The sequence below is a fragment of the Rhodoferax sp. GW822-FHT04A08 genome, from assembly GCF_058801025.1.
The window spans coordinates 1-20692 of record NZ_JBXAMW010000007.1 but is presented as its reverse complement, the minus strand read 5'-3'; the positions used below and the strand labels follow the sequence as shown (position 1 = coordinate 20692).

Below are 20692 nucleotides of genomic sequence, written 5' to 3'. Positions count from 1 at the left end.
CTAGACCGCTTCGGGCAGACCGCTGGCCAGTGAACGGCTGATGGCCAGCCCGATGCGGGTGGCTTCCAGTGCGTCCGACAGCGTCAGCGTCAATGGCGTGATGCCGCGGCAAGCCGCGACAAAAGCAGCCATCTCTGCGGCAAACGCCGCTTCAAAGCGCTCGTAGAAGTCTTTCAGCACGGCATGGCGCACACCATGCTGGTCGCTCTTCACCACGCGGTTGGCGGCTGCATGTTCGCCCACCAGCAGCTTGCCGGCCGTACCTATCACCTCGGTGCTGGTCTCATGCCCATGCGCCATAGTGCGCGATGCATACAGCACGGCCTTGGCGCCGCCTTCGAACTCGACCACGGCAATCCCGTTGTCCACGTCGCCACAGTCGGCCAGGCCCGGGTGCAGGGCGATGGTGCCGGTGGCAAATGCACGCAGGGCCTTGGGGCGGCCGAGCATCCAGCGCGCCAGGTCGATGTCGTGCACGCTGCAATCCATGAAGATGCCACCCGACGTGGGCGCGAACTTGACGAAGAAGCCTTCGGGGTCATTCTGGTCACAGGTCTGCGAGCGCACCAGGAACGGCTTGCCGATCTCACCCGCGGCAACCGACTGGTAGGCCGCCAGGTAACTCGGATCAAAGCGGCGCACAAAGCCCACCATGGCCACCCGGTCCGGGTATTGCGCGGCAACCTGCAACACGCGCTCGCAGTCCGGCACGTTCAAGGCCAGGGGCTTTTCCACGAACACATGCTTGCCCGCCTTGAGCGCGGCAATGGTCTGGTCGGCATGCAGCGAGGTGGGCGTGACCAGCACCACCGCGTCCACCGCCGGGTCGGCCAGCAGGCTGTCCAGGTCGGCGTAAACGTTGGCAATGCCCAACTGGTTGGCGGCATAAGCACGCTCGGCTTCCACCGGGCTGCACGCCGCTACCAGTTGGCAGCCGGGAGTGTTGTGCGCCAGGGCAGCGGCGTGGCGCTGGCCGAGCCGGCCCAGCCCCACAATGCCGACCCGCAGCGCAACCTGCGGTGCGACTGCCGCCATTTAGAACTGCACCGGCTGGCCGCTGTTGGCGCTATGCGTGGCCGCATCGGCCAGCTTTTGCGCAGCCACGCCGTCTGCCACCGTGGTGCGGAAGGGGGCGCCGCTTTGCAGGCACGCAAAGAAGTGCTCGATCTCCAGCTTGTAGGCCGCTGCATAGCGCTGCAGGAAGAAGGCTTCGGGCTTGTCGGAGGTAATGCCCTTGGCATTCCACTGCACCACTTCAGTGGGCGTGTGGTTGCCACATTGCAGCAGGCCGGTGGAGCCCAGCACTTCAAAGCGCTGGTCGTAGCCGTAGGCGGCGCGGCGTGTGGTGTTGATCTGGCACAGGCGGCCCTTGCGGGTGCGGATGGTCACGGCGGTGCTGTCGTAGTCACCCGCCGTCTTGATGGCCGGGTCGGTCAGCACCGATGCAGTGGCGCTCAGCCATTCGGCTTCGTCACCGTCGGCACACAGAATCCAGCGGAACACGTCCAGGTCATGGATCAGCATGTCACGGAAGATGCCGCCGGAGGCTTTGATGTATTCCACCGGAGGCGCGCCCGGATCGCGGCTGGTGATGACCAGCATCTCGGGGGTGCCGATCTCGCCGGCCAGCAGACGGCGGCTGGCATCGTTGAAGGTGGGGTCAAAGCGGCGCTGAAAGCCGATCATGCAGGACACGCCGGCGGCCTTGACGGCTTCACCACAGGCAATGGCGCGGGGCACCGACAGGTCCACCGGCTTTTCGCAGAAGATGTGTTTACCGGCGGCAGCGGCACGCGTGATCAGGTCGCTATGGGTGTCGGTGCTGGAGCAGATGGCCACCGCGTCCACGCTCTTGTCGGCCAGCACGGCTTCGATAGACGCCACTTCGGCACCCAGCTTCTGGGCCAGATCGGAGGCTGCGGCCGGAACCGGGTCGAACACGTACTTGAGCTTGACGCCACTGAGCGCAGCGAGGTTGGAGGCGTGGATGCGACCGATACGGCCGGCACCGAAAACGGCGACGTTTTTCATGGGGAAATCCTTGTGTCTCAGGTTTTTCAGGGGTTGTTTGAACGCGCCTTTGCATGGGCGACCCGGCGACTATAGAGGCAGTTTCCGGTTTTGAAAAGAAATTTCTAACAAATTTGTGTTTTGAATTTAATTTCAATTAAACTGCCCACAAATGATCAAATTTGATCAAGAAAATGGCTGATGGCGGCCCCGGTTTTACCTACAGTTGCGCGCTGTTCCATCCACAACACACGGAGACACCGCCATGGCCCACACCCTTTCCTTTTCCATCAACCGCATCAGCGCGCCGCGCATTGCATTCAGTGAGTTTGCCGCGCTGACACGGCGCCTGGGCGTGCAGGCCATCGAAATCCGCAACGACCTGGCTGGCGTGGAACTGGTGGACGGCACGCCGGGCAAGGACATTGGCGCCATTGCCAAGGCGCATGGCCTGGTGATCCGCTCCATCAACGCGCTGCAACGCTTCGAGCAGTTTGACGCCACCCGCGCCGCGGAAGCGCGTGACCTGATTGCCTACGCCGTGGCCTGCGGCGCCCAGGCCCTGGTGCTGTGCCCTACCAACAGCCTGCGCGATGCGCGCAGTGCCGATCAGCGCCACGCCGACCTGGTGCATGCCCTCAAGCAACTCCAACCCCTGCTGCAGGACGCCGGCCTGGTCGGCCTGATCGAGCCACTGGGCTTTGAGGAGTGCGCCGTGCGCCGCAAGTCGCAAGCCGTGCGCGCCATCCAGGAAGTGGGCGACAGCAGCACCTTCCGCCTGGTGCACGACACTTTCCACCACCATCTGGCCGGCGAAGACCTGTTCTTCCCCGCGTACACCGGACTGGTCCACATCTCCGGCGTGGAAGACACCAGCCCGGCTGCGTCGCAGATGCGTGACGGCCACCGCGTGCTGGTGGGCGCCGCCGACCGCCTGGGCAATGCCGCGCAGCTCCACACGCTGCTGCAGGCCGGTTACACCGGCTACGCATCGTTCGAACCCTTTGCCGAAGAGATTGCCGCGGCCACCGACATCGAACAACGCCTGGCTGCCAGCATGGCCTACCTGCGCAGTGCAGTGGCCGCACAAGCGCAGCCTGCAGCCCAACCCGCCTGAGCGTCCCTTGCATCCCACCCCACCTGTGCGCCGTAAAAGCACGCCGCGTCTGATCGACATTGCCGCGGCCGCCGGGGTGGGGATTGCCACCGTCAACCGCGTGCTCAACGACAGCGGAAAGGCCTCTGCCAGCACCCGCGAGAAAGTCATACAGGCGGCGCGCCAGCTGGGCGCCCGGCGCGTGATGCCGGACGTGCACCGCGGCCTCACGCGCTTTGACTTTGTATTTGCGCGCAGCCAGACGCCGTTCTTCGAGCGGCTGCAGCTTGCCTTGCAGCGCCACATGCAGTTGCTGGACCGGCGCATCGTGGTGCACCGCCACGCCTTCGATCCGGCCGACGAAGCGCAGATTGCCGCCTTCATCAAGAAGCCACCGCACCGGCGCAATGGCCTGATCGTGGTGGTGCACGACACGCCGGTGCTGCGCGAGGCAGTGCAAAGCGTGGTGCGCCAGGGTGTGCCGGTGGTGACGCTGATGAGTGACCTGAGCGACGTTAGCAACCTGCATTACGCTGGCATCAACAATGTGCAGGCTGGGCGCAGCGCCGGCTATTTTCTGGGGCGGCTGGCGCCGCAGGCCGGACGCGTTCTGGTGCTGACCAACGACCTGTCCTTTCGGGCACACCGCGACCGCACCAACGGATTCATCGCGGCATTGCAGCAGCGCTTTGCGCACCTGGACTGTCTGCCCGTGGTGCAAACCCATGACGATGCCGACCAGACCTTTGCCGCCGTCGATGCGCAGATTCGCGCGGGCAGTGCGCTGCCCTTGTGCGGCATCTACAACAGCGGGGCCGGCTCACTGGGCATTGCAAAGGCCTTGCGCAACCGTGCGCAGCATGTGCTGTGGCTGGGCCATGAGCTGACCGATGAGCACCGCAGCTATCTGGTGGATGGCCGCATGGATCTGGTGATAGACCAGGACCCCGACGGCCAGATCCTCTCGGGCATGCAATACCTTCTGCATGCCAACAAATGGACGGATGCCATGCCCGCCGCGCGGCCCACCGACTTTCGCCTGTACTGCGCCGAGAACATCACGCACCAGGCCTATCTGCCCCAGGGGTCGAGCGATGAACGCTAGCGCGCACTCAGGTGGTGGGCTTGTAGGGCAGTTCCAGCGTGTAGGCCAGGGCGATGAACAGGCTTTGCGCCAGGCCCATGGTGCTGCTGAGCGAGCGAAAGCCCAGGGTGGAGTTGTCCTGCACCACCAGCGTGACGTGGGCCAGTTTGGACAGCGGGCTCATGCGGCTGTCGGAGATGGCCACCAGCTTGGCACCGCGCTCGGTAGCCGCCTTGGCCACGGTGATGGTTTCTTCTGCGTACGGCGAAAACGAGATGGCAATCATCACGTCGCCCTTGCGCACCGAGCGCATCTGGCCCTGGTGCATGCTGCCCAGCCCGGTGACCAGGCAGATGCGCTTTTCGGTGTGCTGCAGCGCGTAGTCCAGATAGGCCGCAATCGGGAAGGAGCGGCGCGACGCCGCCACCCAGATGCAGTCGCTTTCGGTGAGCAGGTCCACCGCCTTCTTGAAGGCGGTGGCGTCCAGATTGCTTTCAAGCTCGTGCATGCCCGCCACGCTGCCGGCCAGGAACTCCTTGGCAATGTCCACGCTGGAGAGGTTGTTGGAGCCCGACTCGATCAGGTCGCGGATGCGCGCCTTGTAGTTGCGGCTGGGTGCCAGCTGGCGCGAGAGGTTCTCCCGAAAGATCGCCTGCAACTCGCTGAAACCCGAGAAGCCGAAATGCTTGGCAAAGCGCACCACCGCCGAGGGCTGCACACCGCACTGGCGCGCCATCTCCTGAATCCCCTCGATGCCGACGTGGTCGCGGTTCTTCTCGATATGCAGGGCAATCACCTTGAGCTGCTTGCTCAGCGATTCATATTCCGCCGAGATGCGCTTGATGGTTTGGTCGGCTGTGGGGCCAGGGGTTTTCGCAGTTGCCATGGATTGCTTCGGAGATTCTTGTTAGAAGAAAAACTTTTCTTATATAGGCAAATTATGAAAAATTATTTGCACAAGGGCAAGCAGCTTTTTGGAATGAACGCCACCCTCTCAATGGAAGACATAGTATGCACTCCCCGGACACCGATTCCATCCTGATCGTAGGCGCCGGGCACTGCGGCGGCCGTACGGCACAGGCATTGCGCGCCTACGGCTGGACCGGCGGCATCGACCTGGTGGGCGATGAAGAGAGCCCACCCTACGAACGCCCTGCCTTGTCCAAGGACGCACTGACCGGTGCCAAGGCGCTGGCAGTTTTGGACCTGATGGCGCCCGACGCGCTGCAAGCACTGGCCCTGCGCCGCCATACCGCGCGGGTGACTGCGGTGGACGTGACAGCCCGGACTGCGCAACTCTCCAACGGCAGCACACTGCACTACAGCGCCTTGCTGTTTGCCAATGGCGGCAGCCCGCGTGCCCTGGCAATTCCCGGTGCCGACCTGCCCCAGGTGCTGACCCTGCGCACCAAGGCCGACGCGCTGCGCCTGGCGCCCTGGCTGCAGGCGGGCAAACGGTTGGTGGTCATCGGTGGCGGCTTCATCGGGCTGGAGGTGGCCAGCTCCGCCCGCAAGCTGGGCTGCAGCGTCAGCCTGGTCGAGGGTGCGCCCCAGCTGATGGGCCGTGCCGTGCCCGCACTGCTGGCCGAGCGCGCACAGGCGCTGCACCGCTCGCGCGGTGTGGACCTGCATATCGGCGTGAGTCCGCTGGCCATCACGCCGGTGGCAGAGGGCGTGCAAGTGGCGCTGTCCGACGGCAGCACGCTGCAGGCGGATGCCGTGGTGGTGGGCATTGGCATCGTCCCTGGCACCGCAGTGGCACAGGCCGCCGGTGTGGCAGTTGCGCGCGGCATTCTGGTGGACCGGCAACTGCGCACCAATGTGCCCCACATCTATGCAGCAGGCGACGTGGCCGAATTCCCCAGCCACGTGTCGGGCACGCTGCTGCGCCAGGAGACCTGGCAGAACGCCGAGTCCCAGGCGCAGGTGGTGGCCCACAACCTGATGGGCGGCCAGGTGGACTTCGCTGCAAGCTCCTGGTTCTGGTCCGACCAATACGACCACCAGTTGCAGGTCTGCGGCGAGCCCACAGCCGGCGTGCAGACCACGGTGCGCGAACAGGAAGACGGTGACGTGCTGGTCTTCTACACCGATGCCCACGACAAGATCGTGGGTGCCAGCGGCTGGGGCCTGACCGCGCGCATCGCCAAAGACCTCAAAATAGCCCGCACCCTGGTGGAGCGGGGTGTGAGCGCCAGCCCCTCGGTATTGGCCGACCCCGCCACCAAACTCAAATCCCTGCTGAAGTGAGTCCCCATGCCGCTGACCCCTGCCGCCACTGAAGTTCTGCATGCCATCACATCGGCGCTAGGCGCGCTGGCCGATGCCGGGCAGGCCCAGGGCATGAAGGCCTACATGCTCAACCAGTTCGCGTTTCTGGGCATACGCGCGCCGGTGCGGCGGGACGCGCTCAAGGCCTTGCTGAAGCAGCCTTTCACGCAGGCCGAACTGCTGGCACTGGCGGAAGCGCTCTGGGCCATGCCGCAACGGGAATTCCACTACACCGCCGTGGACCTGCTGGCCAAGCAGCATGCGCGTCTGGACCCCAAGGCACTGCCGCGCCTGATCAAGCTGGTGCAGCGCAACGCCTGGTGGGATACGGTGGACGGCCTGGCCGGTGTGGTGGGTGACATCCTGCTCGCAGCCCGCACCCAGGATGCCCACATACAACGCCATGCCGATGCCTGGCTGCTGCACAAGAATCTGTGGGTGCGCCGCGTCGCCTTGCTGCACCAGCTGGGCTGGCGCGAGCAGACCGATGCCGAGCGCCTGTTCCGCTACGCGCTGGCCTTGGGTGGCGAGAAGGAATTCTTCATCCGCAAGGCCATAGGCTGGGCCCTGCGCGACTACGCCCGCACCGACCCGGTGGCTGTCACGCACTTCCTGGACCAACACGCGCAGCAGCTGTCCAACCTGACGGTGCGCGAGGCCGGCAAGCATCTGCAGCGCGCAGACGGACACGCCGCATGAGCGCGCAGCCCAACATCCGCGCGCTGCCGATTGGCATCAACCTCGACGGCGTGTTGGTGCACGACGGGCTGGGCATGCCCGATGCCGCCACGCGCATGGCCTGGGTGCAGCAGAGCGGCGCGTTCGACTACATCGAGAAGAACATGGACCCCAGCGAAAACTTCCAGCCTTACCTGGATGGAGTGCAGCAGTACGGTGTGCCGATTGGCGTGTTCGGCGGCATCTTCTGCGCCGGGCAGGACGAGCACCGCATGCGCTGGGGCTTGCGCACGGCGGGCCAGCTGGGCGCGCGCATTTTCAACATGCAGCTGTTTGCGCGCCACGCCGACGCACGCCCCATCACCGACCGCGAAGTGGCCGACTTCTTTCTGGAAGCCCTGGAGCACGGCCAGCAAAGTCATTGCCAGCCCAGCCTGGAAGTGCATGTGGACATGTGGAGCGAGCGCTTTCACCGCATCGAGGCAGTAGCCAACCTGCTGGCGCAAAGCCATGTGCAGCTGGCGCTGACGCTGGACCACTCGCACCTGGTTTTCAAGATCGACAACCCGCACGAACTGGCGCTGAGTGACGTGGATGCGGGCACGGACGGTGGGCGCAGCTACCTGGCGCCGCGCCAGCCCCACACCTTGTACACACAGTGGCTGCAGCAAGGCTGGGTGGTGCATGCGCACACGCGTAGCGTGGCCACCGGCATTGCGCACAACCCGCGCACATGGCGCACGCCCACGCTGCCGGGCCGGGCCATCCAGTACCCGCTGCTGCAACCGGCACCGGAGCAGCTGTATTGCGCGTGGGATGCAGACGCCCTGCACGACTGGAAGACCGCCGTGCAAGACCTGCTGGCCCATATGCACGCGCATCCGGGGCACGCGCCGCAGCAGATCAGCTGCGAGTTCATCCCGTTTGCCGACTATGGCGGTGGCGCACGCTACTCCATCTGGGACAACAACCTGGCCTGTGCGCAGTGGCTGCGTGGGGAGTGGGCCAAGCTGATTGGGTAGTATGGGTACCAACCCATTCACTTCCCGCCGATGAAGCATTACCGCCAGTGGAGCGCAGCGTTCGCTTCCTATTTCACCATCCTGGGCCTGTGGACGGCCTTTGGACCGGGCGCGCTCATGGCGGCGGACCCCAAGGCCGCGCCGCTGGCGCTGGCGCTGGCCGTCATCACGCTGGTCTATTTTGTGGCCACGCCATTCGTCAAGGCGTTGTGGAACTGGCTGGGCTTTGCCCGAACCATTGTGCTTATGGGTGCGGGCGTGAGCATCAGCCTGTGCACCGCCGCTGTGGCGCCACAGTGGCTGGCGTGGTGCGTGCCGGCGGCATTCTTCTTTGGCTCTGCCAGCTACACACTGTGCGAAACCAAGATGCTGGAAGACCTGGCGCATGCGGGCCAGGGACATGCCTTCGGGCGGGCGCGCAAATGGGGTTCGTTTGGCTTTCTGGCGGCAGCGTCATTGGGCGGTGCGGCGTTCTCGGTAGGCGGGGTGGGGCGCTCGTTTTCCATTGCCCTGGGGTTGTGCAGCGCGGTGTATTTTTTCTGCTGCGTGGCCTTGGCGCGTGCCAGCCGCGATAGCGCGCCGGACCACACGCTGGAGGTGCCACATCCAGCTCCCGCTGCGGCGGCACCAACCGCTCCGGCACGCGAACCCGACCCCAACGGCTATGGCACGGCCACCTTGCGCCGCCGCGTCATAGGCTCTGCCGCGGTGTCAGTCATGCGCTTGGCCGAAGCCGTTGCCACCACCTGGTTTGGCGCTTATTGGCTGGCCACCGGGCACAGCCCATTGCAGACCGGCCTGCTCTGCGCGCTGCCGGTGGCGGCCGAGTTTCTGGCCATGTGGAAGGGCGGCGCCCTGCTGGCGCGTTACAGCGCCCCGGCCATGATGCTGTTTTGCTGCGGCATATCGGCGCTGCGCTGGTTGGCCACGCCGATGTGCTCCGCGCTGTGGTGCGCAGTGCCCCTGCAATCGGTGCATGCGTTTACCTTCGGCTTTTTCTATCCGGCTTCGCTGATCTGGCTCAAGCAGGCGTTTGGCGACAGCTTCTTCCAGATCCGCTACGCCACCGAGTCCGGCGCACGCGCGCTGACCGCAGCCGTGAGCTACGCAGCGGCGAGCTGGCTGCTGGCGGCCTTGGGCTATGGCGCCATCTTTGCCATCAGCAGCGCACTGGCGGCGCTGACGGGCCTGTGGTGGTGGAAGGTGTTGCGCGGTTGAGCCATCTCTAAAGGCATATGCACCCATAGCTTTTTTCACCTTGTCAGGCACTGCGGCCTGGGTCTATTCTTCGTCCTTCAACAAGAACGAAGGGGACCTATGAAGACCATCAAGGGACCGGCCATTTTTCTGGCCCAGTTTGCCGGTGACACGGCTCCGTTCAATTCCCTCCCCGCCATCGCGCGCTGGGCCTCCGGCCTGGGTTACAAGGGCGTGCAGATACCCAGCTGGGATGCGCGCCTGTTTGACCTGAAAAAGGCCGCAGAGAGCAAGACCTACTGCGAAGAAGTCAAAGGTACGCTGGCAGAACACGGGCTGGAGATCACCGAGCTTTCCACCCACTTGCAGGGGCAGCTGGTAGCAGTGCATCCGGCGTATGACACCGGCTTTGACGGTTTTGCCGCACCCGAGGTGCGCGGCAACCCAGCCTTGCGCCAGCAGTGGGCGGTGGAGCAGATGATGCTGGCCGCGCAGGCCTCGGCCAACCTGGGGTTGGTAGCGCATGTGACCTTTTCAGGCGCGCTGGCCTGGCCGTATCTGTACTCGTGGCCGCCGCGCCCGGCCGGGCTGATCGAGTCGGCGTTTGACGAACTGGCCAAGCGCTGGCGCCCGATACTGGATGCGTTTGACCATGCGGGTGTGGACGTCTGCTACGAGGTGCACCCCGGCGAGGACCTGCACGATGGCGTGAGCTACGAGATGTTTCTGGAGCGGGTGCAAGGCCACAAGCGCGCCTGCCTGCTGTACGACCCCAGCCACTTTGTGCTGCAACAGCTCAACTACCTGGACTACATCGACTACTACCACGACCGCATCAAGATCTTCCACGTCAAGGACGCCGAGTTCAACCCGACCGGCAAGCAGGGCGTTTACGGCGGCTACCAACCCTGGCTGCAGCGCGCCGGGCGCTTCCGCTCGCTGGGCGACGGGCAGGTGGACTTTGCCGGCATCTTCTCCAAACTGGCGCAATACGACTACCCCGGCTGGGCCGTGCTGGAGTGGGAGTGCTGCATCAAGCACCCAGAGGATGGTGCACGCGAAGGCGCCGCCTTTATCCGCGACCACATCATCCGCGTGGCCGAACGCGCCTTTGATGACTTTGCCGGTGGCAACGTGGACACCGCGGCCAACAAGAAGATGCTGGGCATTGCCTGAAGGAGAAGCGCATGGCGATTGAAGCAGGCAAGGCCGCGGGCGCACCGCGACGCATACGGCTGGGCATGGTGGGCGGCGGGCAGGGCGCGTTCATAGGCGGCGTGCACCGCATGGCTGCGCGCCTGGACGATGGCTACACATTGGTGGCCGGTGCGCTGTCGTCCGACCCGCACCGCGCACTGAGCAGCGCAGCCGAGCTGCACATCGCGCCCGAGCGCGCCTATACCGACTACCAGGCCATGGCGCGCGCCGAGAGCCAGCGCGAGGATGGCATCGACGTGGTGGCCATCGTCACGCCCAACCATCTGCACGCGCCGATCGCCAGCGCCTTTCTGGACGCCGGCATCCATGTGATCTGCGACAAGCCGCTCACCTCCACGTTGGCCGATGCCGAAGCGCTGGTGGCCAAGGTGCGCGCCAGCGGCTGCCTGTTTGCACTGACGCACAACTACAGCGGCTACCCCATGGTGCGCCAGGCCCGCGCCATGGTGGAAGCAGGCGCGCTGGGCGATATCCGCGTGGTGCAGGCCGAGTATCCGCAGGACTGGCTCAGCACCGACCTGGAAGCCACCGGCCAGAAGCAAGCCGCCTGGCGCGTGGACCCGCAACAGGCCGGTGCCGGTGGCTCGCTGGGCGACATCGGTAGCCATGCGGAACACCTGGCGCGCTACATCAGTGGGTTGCAGCTCAGCGCCGTGTGCGCGGACCTCAGCACCTTTGTGCCGGGGCGGCTGCTGGATGACAACGCCCATGTGATGCTGCGCTATGCCAACGGCGCACGCGGCATGCTGTGGTCCAGCCAGGTGGCGCCGGGCAACGAGAACAACCTGAAGGTGCGCATCTACGGCAGCAAGGCCGGCCTGGAGTTCCACCAGGAGAACCCCAACCAGCTCTGGTTCACCCCGCTGGGTGAAGCACCGCGTCTGCTCACGCGCGCCGGTGCCGCTGCCGGCCCCGCCGCAGCCCACGCCAGCCGCATACCGGCCGGCCACCCCGAAGGCTATCTGGAAGGCTTTGCCCAGCTCTACCGCGACGTGGCCGAACAACTCCACGCCCGCTGGCAAGGCCGCCCCGCCGACCCACTGGCCTGCAGCGTGCCCACAGTGGAAGACGGACTGCGCGGCATGCAGTTCATTGCGGCGGTGGTGGAGTCGAGTCGGGGGGATGGGAAGTGGGTGGAGGTGGGGGGTAGGTAGACTGCGAGTTCGATGTGGATTGGGGAGCTATCTAACTCGCAATCAAACTGAATTCGAATCTCTTGCCTCTCAATTGGTATAGACGTCTGAGGTGGGCCATCTGCGGTCACTGGCGAATGACTGCTTCGGCGGAGCCAAATTTCGTTTAAAAAGCTTACCGCTTCAACAAGAGCGAGTGCCGGTGACAGGCTGAAGGCGGAAGTTTTACAGCGGCCGCTTTGCAGCGACTCGGCGTCCGGCGGGTAGTTCAATGCTGAGGATGCATGCTTTCCTCGTTGACATTGTTTTTTGGTCGATTTCGCTTGGTCTATACAGCATGCTTAGGTCAAAGGAATCGAGGTATGTCGGCCCTATCCAGGCATGCTCTATACCGTCCTGCGCTCCCTCGGCTCAGTCACCAGACTTCACAACTAGCGCCCCGACAAGCAATTCAGCCCACCGTATGGCATCGAATACGAGGGAGCGAACGATTGGCTTGCTGCCATGCACATCACCCATCTGGGATCGAAGGGTTTGGAGGATGTAGGCCCCCCGACCGAACGCTTGTTCCAGGTTCCTCTTGAAGGGCACGCATTCGTTTGCGGGCCATCCCAGCTCACTTAGCTGCCGCTCGAGTTCGGGAAGGACCCCGCGTGCCGTCAACGCCTTCTTGCACCGCTCCTGGAACGAGGCACTCATCGGGTCACCCAGATTCTCCTCTAGGTAGACCTGCGATGTTGCCGCGTCAACCGCACCGGCCGCCGACGTGATGGCACCGTTGAGGTCTCCGTCACGAAGACGTTGCGCTGCTCTCAGTAAGCCTGAATGGGCGTCGTCTGGTGTGTCATTGAGCACTGCTACATCAAATAACGCGATGGGAATCAAAGCACCTTCAACGAAGGACCATCCGAGCCGGTTCAGGTATCCCTCCAAATTCTCTCCGGCAGTAGGGCTGTGGCGAAGGATTTCCTCAATGAGGATCGTGAGGAAACGTGTTGTCTCTTGCTCGTTCATGTCGCGCAGCTGCGCGTCGAGGGATGCCAAGAGTTGCCCCTTCGTAGCATTGACTGGTTTTTGCTGTACTAAGTGCGCAACCACGCGCAGGTCGAGGCCAGCAAGCCCCGCTACTTGCTTGATCTTATCGAACTGCAACTCTTCCAAACACACCCGCGCCGGGCCCCAAGCGCGGATGATTGAAGTGGATACGCCAGTTGGCCCCGTTTCGTGCTCGACTATTTGGACTTCAGCGGCCTCCGCGAAGGTGCTTTCCCGCACCGGCCATATCCACCAGCTCCTGACCTCCTTCGCCATGCTGGCATAGGACTCGAACTCGATTACCTTCTCTGCAGGCATCACATACGCATTTTCGATGCCGATATCGAAAGACCAGCCAGCGCACCAGACAGTGCAATCCGTCATAAGCCTCAGGATCGTCAATACCTCCTCCCCATGCAGTCCGGTGATTGTGGCTATGTTCACCACCTTGACTGGATCTTGCTGAGAGGCCAAGTATTTCTCCCTCAGCACAGCGTAAACAAGCTCAATGCCGGCCATCAGGCGTCGTGCAGGCTCGGAGTTGATGAGAGGCAAGATGATCGACAGGACTGTGTAGCAGTCTTTGTCACGCTTGAGCCATCGTTCGGCTTCAAGGTCATCAAGCAGCTTGAGTTGTTCGCGATGGGTGGCCCGAAACTTAAGTGCAGGAACAGCACTGCCAAGTTGCTCCATTTGCTCAAGTACCTGAGTAAGCAGGTAATGCTCATCAGGCGATAAATCCACGTCGGCCTCGTTTTTGCTATTCATTCATGTCACTTTCTTACTGGATCAATTGCCAGCACGATCCAAATACGGGCAGGTACTGGTCAGTAATTTTCCAGGGGGCGGTTGCCGCCACGAAGGTACTTCTGGTACCCCATTGACGATTTCCGCATGTAGATTCGACCATCGACTACAAACCCGTCGAGTTGGTGCTGCAACGTGTACGCCGAAAGATCAGACGTTGAGTTTATGAAGCCCTTGCTCTTAAAATTAAGAGATGTATTGCACAAGACCCCATAGCCCGTTAGTGCCTTGAATGCAGTCAGCAACTTAAACAACGGGCGGTTGGTCAGAGCCGAGACCGTCTGAATGCGAGCCGTTCGATTCACATGGGTCACCGCTGCCAGAGCATCCGTTGTGGCCCGATACGTGTAAAGCATAAACGGGCTTGGGAGATGACATCCAAACCACTTTCCCGCATCCTCCTCCAAGCAGACGGGAGCGATCGGACGAAACTGCTCTCGTTGCTTGATGACGTTCAACCTTTCTCTGGTGCTGGCTTTAAAGGGTTCGGCCAAGATGGAGCGATTACCAAGCGCGCGCGGTCCAATTTCATACCGGCCGCTCGCCCACCCCAAGATCAAGTCACTGGCCAACATGTTGGCAACGGTTGCCATGCTCGGTTCCCACTCGTCGAAGTAAGCAGCATCCACAACTTCGTTGCTCAGAAATTGCAGCCCGGAGTAGACGTCCCACGTGACCTTGGGATTACCTGTAAAATGGAACTGTGCGTCGATGGCCGTACCAATCGCTGACCCTGAATCGTTCGCGACGGGCGGCACGAAGACGTCAGAAAAATATCCTGACTCTTTCCATTTTGAGTTCCAGTCGCAATTAAGACCACATCCTCCCGCTATCAGCAGCGGCATGCCTCGTTTCAAATTCTTCGTAGCGAACCGATGAAAGTGGTCGAAAAGGTGGTCGCTAAAGATGCCAGCAAAGTTTCGGAATTCCGGATCGTCCGGTCCCACGTTGAAGTGCCTGAACTCTTTCAAGGCTTCCAACTGGCTGGGCTTAAGATGCTGGCAATCCTGCATTAAGAACGAAGTAATCTTCTCTTCCTCGTCTGAGGGTTGGGTTCTCGTCGAAAACGAAGCGAGCGCCATCAACTTTCCGGCATCTGAAAGCCGGGAGTAATCGGCGGCACTTTTTTCGAAAGTCGGGTCTGCCAATGCGTAGAGCATGGCGTAGCGGTGGCCAGGCTCCTGCATCACGTCGCCAATCTTTGTTACGTTCAGCTTCGCATCGATCTCGTAAAACGCTCCTATGACACCCTCCCAGAGCAGCGCGTAGCATGGAGTTCCCATTGGCAGGTTTGACATCCCGAACGCGCACAGGAGGTGTGAGCGTTCGTGTGACGATGAGAAGAAGTCGACGGTCTTTCCCAACAGACGCTTCTTGCTGACAACAGCCTGATCGTGATGGCTGCCAAGGTAGTCAGCCACTGCATGTTGCCCAAGCGGAAGATCGGTGGGCCACCACCCCCCTCTGCACAGCACGTCGGGAACGGTCTGAAGTTCGGCAAGTACGTCGAACGCATCGGGCACAGTTAGCGACGAATGTCGGTATTGCGACCCCTTCTCGGCCTCAATGGAAAACACCAAACGGCCGTCCTCCACATACGCAAATGCACCGTCGTGTCCTGGGTTATAAGAAAGTATCTTCATGCAGTAACTTCGTTAGTGGCTGACCTGACCGGGGTAGAAAGAACTCCAACGTGGTTCTCCATCAGTGATGGGGCGTGCGCGCTCACACGAATCGACTGCAGGTGGACCTTGGCAGGGAGTCGACGGGCGATAACTCGTCCGGCAAGCTGGTTGGATCGGGAGGGCCAAGTATTGACATGCAACTTCATCGGCAAGTGTGGTATCGGGGTTGGGTCCCAAAGCACACGCCGATGAACAAGCCGGTCATCTACCCACCATCGGATTTCGCACGGAGTCCATTCGATGGCATATCGATGCAAGCCCTTCGAAGCGTCGAACCCCAACTCAATGTGACTTGGGGCTCCTCTGTAACCGTAGTCGAACTTGGCGCCGTTATTGCCCGGATTGTAGAAAACGTTGACAAGGAGGCGGGACGGCATGTTGCCAGCAATTTCGAAGTCAATCTCCTGATGTGGTGAGTTGCGGTGGAGAAAAAACCCGGTGATTACCCCCGGCACGTTAGAAGCTTGGAAGACTGCCTCGAACCTCCCGAAAAGATACTGGGAATGACTGCTTAGGGCACCTGCGCTGTATTGGCGAACGTCAAGTTGTTCTCGTCGAACGTAAAGTGTTGCGCCTTCGACACTCTCGAACTCGACGTTAAGCGGACGGAACAACGCAAGATTGCCCGCGAAGGTGTCGGTCCTTGAATGCCAGCGCAAGGGGTCGAGGCGCTCCAAGCGATCTTCAAAGTCGACAAACGGTCCTTCGCCCTCATGGTTCGTGGGCACGATATGCACACCCATCCAACCGCGATGATCAGACTCCACGACCCACGGGGAGCGATCCCGCTCAGGTGCCGCACGCTTGCGAGCGATGCCAGAAGGCTGCGGGTCTGATTCGAGGATATGCCGTTGCCCCAGGTCGCTCAACCTTGGGAACGCGCATGAAGGCGGTGGGCACCTAAGGTGTTCACAAAGAATCCGCCAAGAATCGACGTTCCCCATATCAAGGACTGCGACATCCGCTCCTGCTAGGCCAAACGGCGGGCTCCAGGCGTTTTTGGTAGGGGCAGCACCTTGAGGGGCTGTAACGATGAACTTGGCCTGAGGATAACGGTGTCGCAGGTCCTCGACCATCGATTCGAGGCACCCAACGTTGACGTACGCATTGAAGACCCTGTCGACACTGCCTTCGCGAAGACGCTTCAGCTCCCGCAATGGCAGCGTGTTCAGATCACTGCAGCAGCGGTACCCAAGCATCGACAACGCCATTGCAAGAGAGGATTGGCCCGAATTTCCCGGTCCGAAAGCGAAAACAGGAAAATGAGTTGGGCGGATGTGGAACAGGGCTGCACTCTCGCTGTTGATCGCACCGATAGTCGTAAGGGCGGGAAGAATCGAGTACGAGTTTGCAGATGGTGCATCTGTTCTCTGCAAAATAAAAGACCGCTTAGTCGCCCACACGTTTAGCTTGCTGAACTGATGGTTGATCCAAAGATCAATCGGCCCGCGACATGGCAGTAGACGAAGTAGCTTATTCGCGCCTTGTCGAGAGAGTATGTACCCGGACAGGTGCCACAACCCGCGCGCAGGTCGGAACACGTGACTAGATACGAACGTTTTGGGAGCACCATGCATCGCCTCCACGTACGACACATAGAGTACGTCAAAGTTTTCGTGGGCGCCACTTTCGATTGCAATATCCTTCCAAGCTCTATCTAGATTTCTAGAAAGACCAGGATGGAACCAAACGTCGTCCTCAAGGATAAGGACATTTTCTTGCGCACCCTGAGCAACTCGCCTCCAAACGTCAATGTGCGATTTGGCGACCGCAATCTCAGCCCGGCTCATTCGGATTGGTGCATCAAGTTCGTACCGCGTCGGAAGTGTTCGAGGTTGAGGCTCCACAAAAAGTTGATCTGCCAACGTATAGTGGGGGTCAACGTCAACGTCTATGGGCGGGTCCTTCGAAAAATCACGCGCATCCACAGCGGCGTACCTTTCCGTGATGCTAAGAAGATCATTGCCGGTCCAATCCCGTACACGTCTGAGTTCCTGCTTGACGTTGAACCAACGAGATGGCTCGCGATCTAGGTTGATTACGTAGATCTTTCCAATCGACTGACTAGTCGTCGTTCGTCGAACGCCGAATACTTGCGACGTTTGGACCGGAAGCATCTTCCGAAGGCCATGCGCTAGGCGTAGGGCCAAACGGAAAATAGCTAGGGGAGGTCGAGTTAAATTCATCGTGCGTCCAAGTGTGCAGGTGCACGGTACGCCTGCTGATTGGACAACCGCCAGTTTCGCGAGTCGTTGCGGTAGCTCAGTGGCCACTGACTGGTCGATGTCAGTTCCCAATCGTGGGCAACCGTCATTGCATCAGGCGAACATCCTTCGTTGAGTACTTCGAACACTGAGCGCGTAAGATTCCCAGGGCCCGTTGTAGCCTGTACTTCGGGCAATCCTGTAGGTAGGCCAGCTTCGAGGGATAAGGTAGCGTTCAACAACGCTCTTTCTACAATGGGATGATGGCGCGACGCGATTAGAGGTGTTGTATTGAAGTAAAAGATCCACCCCGGTTGGTTGGCTCCTGGTTCCGTAAATAGCGACGGCGGCACCATCTGGGAAGTTGCAACGTCGTAGCAAAACGGCTGCAGCTTGAGCCGTCCGTCCTCAAACATTTGATCGATTGGAATGCCGTTGTAGACATCGTCGGCATCAATGTAAAAGCCCCCTTCTACGTAAACGTACGAATATCGGAAGTAGTCCGACATCATTGATGGGTGGTAACACTTGTCAAAGGCCTTCTCATAACGATCTCCTAAGCGACTTCGGATAAATTCTCTCGCAGAGCTTTCGTCGAAGACCTCTAGTTCAAATCCGAATCCCTTGAGTCGTCTCCACGATTCCATGCAGGCCTTGACGTCTTCTGGTAAACGCTGCAGATCATCCCAAAACTGCACGATGCGCTTTGGAGCCGGAATTGACCAGGTCGTAGAGTCGTGTGTCGAGCCGTCGCGGCGCTGCACCATATCGCGCACGAAGTTAGAACGCGCACGTTCGACTGGTCCCAGTGGATCGGATTCAACTGCTTGGTTCAAATCTCTCGCTTTGTTCATTTCTTCTTCCTCCCCTTAAATTTGGTGCTGATCATTATCGGGAGCCCCCATGTGCCATTGCAGCCTGGTCGAGTCACCAGACCTTGTCAGCGTCTGAGAGGCGATTCGGCTCGAACTGCGCAATGGCATGGTTCAATTGCTCAGTCGGAATGTCCAAGAACATCTGGCGAAAGACTTGCTGGGTGAGATTCTTCTTTTTCTCAATAAGGCCGCATCGTAGAGAGGCCTTCTTAAGTACGCGTGTATACCCAAAATTTCCAACGCAGTTGTCGCCATAGATGTTGGTTAACCCAGCAGTAGCAAGGGGAAGCGTCCTACCCGGTGCAAGCGCGTCAACGTACTGTAGATTCATTTTTGCTTTCAACAGAATTACGGGATGGCCGACTTGCGGCGCTGTGACCTGCTCTTTGGTCAGCTTGCGGGCCTCGCGGCCGATGGAGTCGGGTATTCCCTTGGACCACTGAAGAAGAGCAAGGATGTTCTCAAGTTCGTCGGCCGTCAGAGTCGAGCGTTGATAGATCACGGCGACTATGCGTTGTTGCCAGGCCGGAAACTTCTCGGCCCACTTCTGAATTTCGCTGGGGATCGTCATATGCAGCCCCTCCCAGGCCTGCTTGTTGGTTTGTAACCTAACGCGACGATGATAGACGGGAAATAGTTACTGTGACTGGCAAACGCCTACTCGCTGAAGTCCTCAGGTTTGAAGAAAGTCAGAATTCTGGGAAAGCAGAAGAGGTACTGGACCAGCTATTTGGCGTTCAGTGATCCGCGGCGCCATCTATGACCGTTGGTACTTTGAAACTTTAAGCTCGATTTGATAGCTTTGGCCAGGCGTTCCGGTATGCCTTCCGTCGCCCATCCAACCGAGCTGACACCTTGCCGGAAGCAGTAACCTGCGATGTGGGTGCGTGAGACGATGAATGTCGGCTATCAGGTGGCCATTTGGCGCATTGGTAGGACCGCAATGGGTCGGTTACCGCTATCGCTTGAGAGGCAGTTGGAGTCAATCGCCAAAGACAGGTTTCTGCAATAGGCAGGGCCACACTTTAATCTTTGAGGTGCACTCCCAGAGCATCCAACTTCTTTGCATACGAATCCCTACGTTTTGCCGCCTTTGCAGCGGCATCCATGGCAGCTTGGATGGCCTTGGGCCCTTTTTGCGCAGCCGCTTTGATCAATCCGAACTTGTGGGCAGCATCTGCCTCCGCCCGCTTGAACGTGGCGATGATTTCGGCATGGGCATCAGATGAATTCACGGGCACCCTTAGAGCTTGACGTTGGTGCGAAGCAAGGCGGTTCTCAATTCGCGCGTGGCAGGCTTTGAAACATCCACCTTTTGCACAGCCAGGTCAAACGATGAGCCTGGCCTGATGCTGGTTGGCAGTATCTTCTTTGTGGGATTCGCAGTGGGGTACGTGCCCTGGCCCGGCCCCGGACACATGCGAACGGAAAACCCGAATTCTTCTAGTACACCTTTTGCATATAACTCCGCCAGTTGCTGAAACGTCACGAAGGTGGAGCGTTTGACTTCTTTGAGCCCTGGCTCACTGATGTCACGAACGATCTCGAATTTGCCCAGCGTATCCCGCTGCGTATCGGTAAACGGATGCAGCAAAAACGTCTGACGAACGCCATTCTGTTTGGACACCCGCGTGTGCTCGACGGCGATATCAGTTAACAGCATGTTGTTTTCCCTTTGATTCCATAAGCCACAGCGGGTCCAACCACTTTAGCCGCCCTGCCGATCCGTTGGTCTCTACACCGTACCCACGGTGGAAGACGGACGTGGATCATGTGCGAATTGAAGGAACTATCAACCATTACAAGGGTTAGCCAATACGATCCGATTGCGTCCTAGAGTTTTGGCGTCATACAACGCAGTGTCAGCGCGTATCAACGTCTTCTCAATGGCCTCTCCGTTGCAATATTGGGTTAACCCGATAGATACAGTCATTTTCAGGTGACTGTCACTCACGGGAATCTCAATTTCCGCCACTTTCGCACGAACTCTTTCGAGGCAAACTTTGCCAACCGATACCTCGGTTTCTGGGAGCAGGACTATAAATTCCTCACCTCCCCAGCGCGCCAGCGTGTCATTGGTACGAATATTATTCTGCACCACAGTAGTAAACATCTGTAGGGCTTGATCTCCTACCTGATGTCCGTATTCGTCATTGATTCGCTTGAAATAGTCGATGTCTAGTATGGCTAAAAGTAGTGGCGAGGAAGAACGTTGTGTGCGCTGCACTTCATCATGCATTTTTTCCAGCATGAAGCGACGATTGGCAGTCCCAGTTAGTTCGTCGCGAGTAGCAATTTGTTGTATCTTGTCAAACGCCGCCGCAATTTGATTCTTCTGGTTACGCATATAGGCGCTCATTTGCTGCAGTCGCCAAGT

The 20692-nt window shown here is 60.2% G+C and carries 19 protein-coding genes and 1 pseudogene; 8 read left to right on the top strand and 12 right to left on the bottom strand.

The features are described from left to right. Window positions 1-1035, bottom strand: a complete 1035-nt coding sequence (locus AC1RMF_RS14650; protein WP_493142374.1) for a Gfo/Idh/MocA family oxidoreductase — start codon at window positions 1033-1035, stop codon at window positions 1-3. Continuing rightward, a complete protein-coding gene (gene iolG / locus AC1RMF_RS14645; protein WP_493142372.1) occupies window positions 1036-2031 on the bottom strand; it encodes an inositol 2-dehydrogenase in 996 nt (331 codons plus the stop codon). It lies immediately after the preceding gene. Between the two features lie 244 nt (window positions 2032-2275). On the opposite strand from iolG, the gene AC1RMF_RS14640 reads away from it, so the two are divergent. After that, the gene (locus AC1RMF_RS14640) at window positions 2276-3127 is read left to right on the top strand and encodes a TIM barrel protein (protein ID WP_493142370.1); all 852 of its coding nucleotides are present in this window, start codon (window positions 2276-2278) and stop codon (window positions 3125-3127) included. Window positions 3128-3134: 7 nt separating this feature from the next. Beyond that, window positions 3135-4211 carry a LacI family DNA-binding transcriptional regulator gene (locus AC1RMF_RS14635; RefSeq protein ID WP_493142368.1) on the top strand — a complete coding sequence of 359 codons (1077 nt, stop codon included), beginning with the start codon at window positions 3135-3137 and terminating at the stop codon, window positions 4209-4211. A 7-nt stretch (window positions 4212-4218) separates the two neighbouring features. On the opposite strand, the gene AC1RMF_RS14630 is transcribed toward AC1RMF_RS14635, so the two are convergent. Next, complete coding sequence (locus tag AC1RMF_RS14630; protein ID WP_493142366.1) at window positions 4219-5076, bottom strand: MurR/RpiR family transcriptional regulator; 858 nt, start codon at window positions 5074-5076, stop codon at window positions 4219-4221. Window positions 5077-5201: 125 nt separating this feature from the next. On the opposite strand from AC1RMF_RS14630, the gene AC1RMF_RS14625 reads away from it, so the two are divergent. From AC1RMF_RS14625 to AC1RMF_RS14600, 6 genes are all read left to right on the top strand, one after another. After that, window positions 5202-6440: an NAD(P)/FAD-dependent oxidoreductase gene (locus AC1RMF_RS14625; protein WP_493142365.1), complete on the top strand. Its 1239-nt coding sequence runs from the start codon at window positions 5202-5204 to the stop codon at window positions 6438-6440. Between the two features lie 6 nt (window positions 6441-6446). Beyond that, window positions 6447-7160, top strand: coding sequence for a DNA alkylation repair protein (locus AC1RMF_RS14620; RefSeq protein WP_493142364.1), 714 nt, complete (start codon window positions 6447-6449; stop codon window positions 7158-7160). Then, complete coding sequence (locus AC1RMF_RS14615) at window positions 7157-8161, top strand: xylose isomerase (protein ID WP_493142362.1); 1005 nt, start codon at window positions 7157-7159, stop codon at window positions 8159-8161. The genes AC1RMF_RS14620 and AC1RMF_RS14615 overlap by 4 nt, the downstream gene beginning before the upstream one ends. Before the next feature lie 30 nt (window positions 8162-8191). Then, window positions 8192-9379 carry an MFS transporter gene (locus tag AC1RMF_RS14610; RefSeq protein ID WP_493142361.1) on the top strand — a complete coding sequence of 396 codons (1188 nt, stop codon included), beginning with the start codon at window positions 8192-8194 and terminating at the stop codon, window positions 9377-9379. 99 nt (window positions 9380-9478) lie between these two features. Then, window positions 9479-10534, top strand: coding sequence for a sugar phosphate isomerase/epimerase family protein (locus AC1RMF_RS14605; protein WP_493142359.1), 1056 nt, complete (start codon window positions 9479-9481; stop codon window positions 10532-10534). Window positions 10535-10545: 11 nt separating this feature from the next. Next, the gene (locus AC1RMF_RS14600; RefSeq protein WP_493142357.1) at window positions 10546-11730 is read left to right on the top strand and encodes a Gfo/Idh/MocA family protein; all 1185 of its coding nucleotides are present in this window, start codon (window positions 10546-10548) and stop codon (window positions 11728-11730) included. 390 nt (window positions 11731-12120) lie between these two features. On the opposite strand, the gene AC1RMF_RS14595 is transcribed toward AC1RMF_RS14600, so the two are convergent. From AC1RMF_RS14595 to AC1RMF_RS14555, 9 genes and pseudogenes are all read right to left on the bottom strand, one after another. Then, on the bottom strand, window positions 12121-13512 hold the full coding sequence (locus AC1RMF_RS14595; RefSeq protein WP_493142355.1) for a hypothetical protein: 1392 nt from the start codon (window positions 13510-13512) through the stop codon (window positions 12121-12123). Window positions 13513-13571: 59 nt separating this feature from the next. Further along, complete coding sequence (locus tag AC1RMF_RS14590; protein ID WP_493142353.1) at window positions 13572-15194, bottom strand: carbamoyltransferase C-terminal domain-containing protein; 1623 nt, start codon at window positions 15192-15194, stop codon at window positions 13572-13574. Further along, complete coding sequence (locus AC1RMF_RS14585; RefSeq protein WP_493142585.1) at window positions 15191-16639, bottom strand: family 16 glycosylhydrolase; 1449 nt, start codon at window positions 16637-16639, stop codon at window positions 15191-15193. Before AC1RMF_RS14585 ends, AC1RMF_RS14590 begins: the two co-directional genes overlap by 4 nt. Before the next feature lie 66 nt (window positions 16640-16705). Beyond that, window positions 16706-17353: pseudogene (locus AC1RMF_RS14580) on the bottom strand (glycosyltransferase family 25 protein); the annotation flags it as partial. A 65-nt stretch (window positions 17354-17418) separates the two neighbouring features. After that, window positions 17419-18294, bottom strand: a complete 876-nt coding sequence (locus AC1RMF_RS14575) for a glycosyltransferase family 32 protein (RefSeq protein WP_493142351.1) — start codon at window positions 18292-18294, stop codon at window positions 17419-17421. 73 nt (window positions 18295-18367) lie between these two features. Then, the gene (locus tag AC1RMF_RS14570; protein ID WP_493142349.1) at window positions 18368-18886 is read right to left on the bottom strand and encodes a hypothetical protein; all 519 of its coding nucleotides are present in this window, start codon (window positions 18884-18886) and stop codon (window positions 18368-18370) included. 454 nt (window positions 18887-19340) lie between these two features. Continuing rightward, window positions 19341-19550, bottom strand: a complete 210-nt coding sequence (locus AC1RMF_RS14565; RefSeq protein WP_493142347.1) for a hypothetical protein — start codon at window positions 19548-19550, stop codon at window positions 19341-19343. A gap of 8 nt (window positions 19551-19558) precedes the next feature. After that, entirely contained in the window at window positions 19559-19978 is a 420-nt protein-coding gene (locus AC1RMF_RS14560; RefSeq protein ID WP_493142346.1) for a hypothetical protein, read from the bottom strand. A gap of 129 nt (window positions 19979-20107) precedes the next feature. Next, window positions 20108-20692, bottom strand: a 585-nt coding sequence (locus tag AC1RMF_RS14555; protein ID WP_493142344.1) for a diguanylate cyclase, incomplete at its 5' end; no start/stop codon positions are given.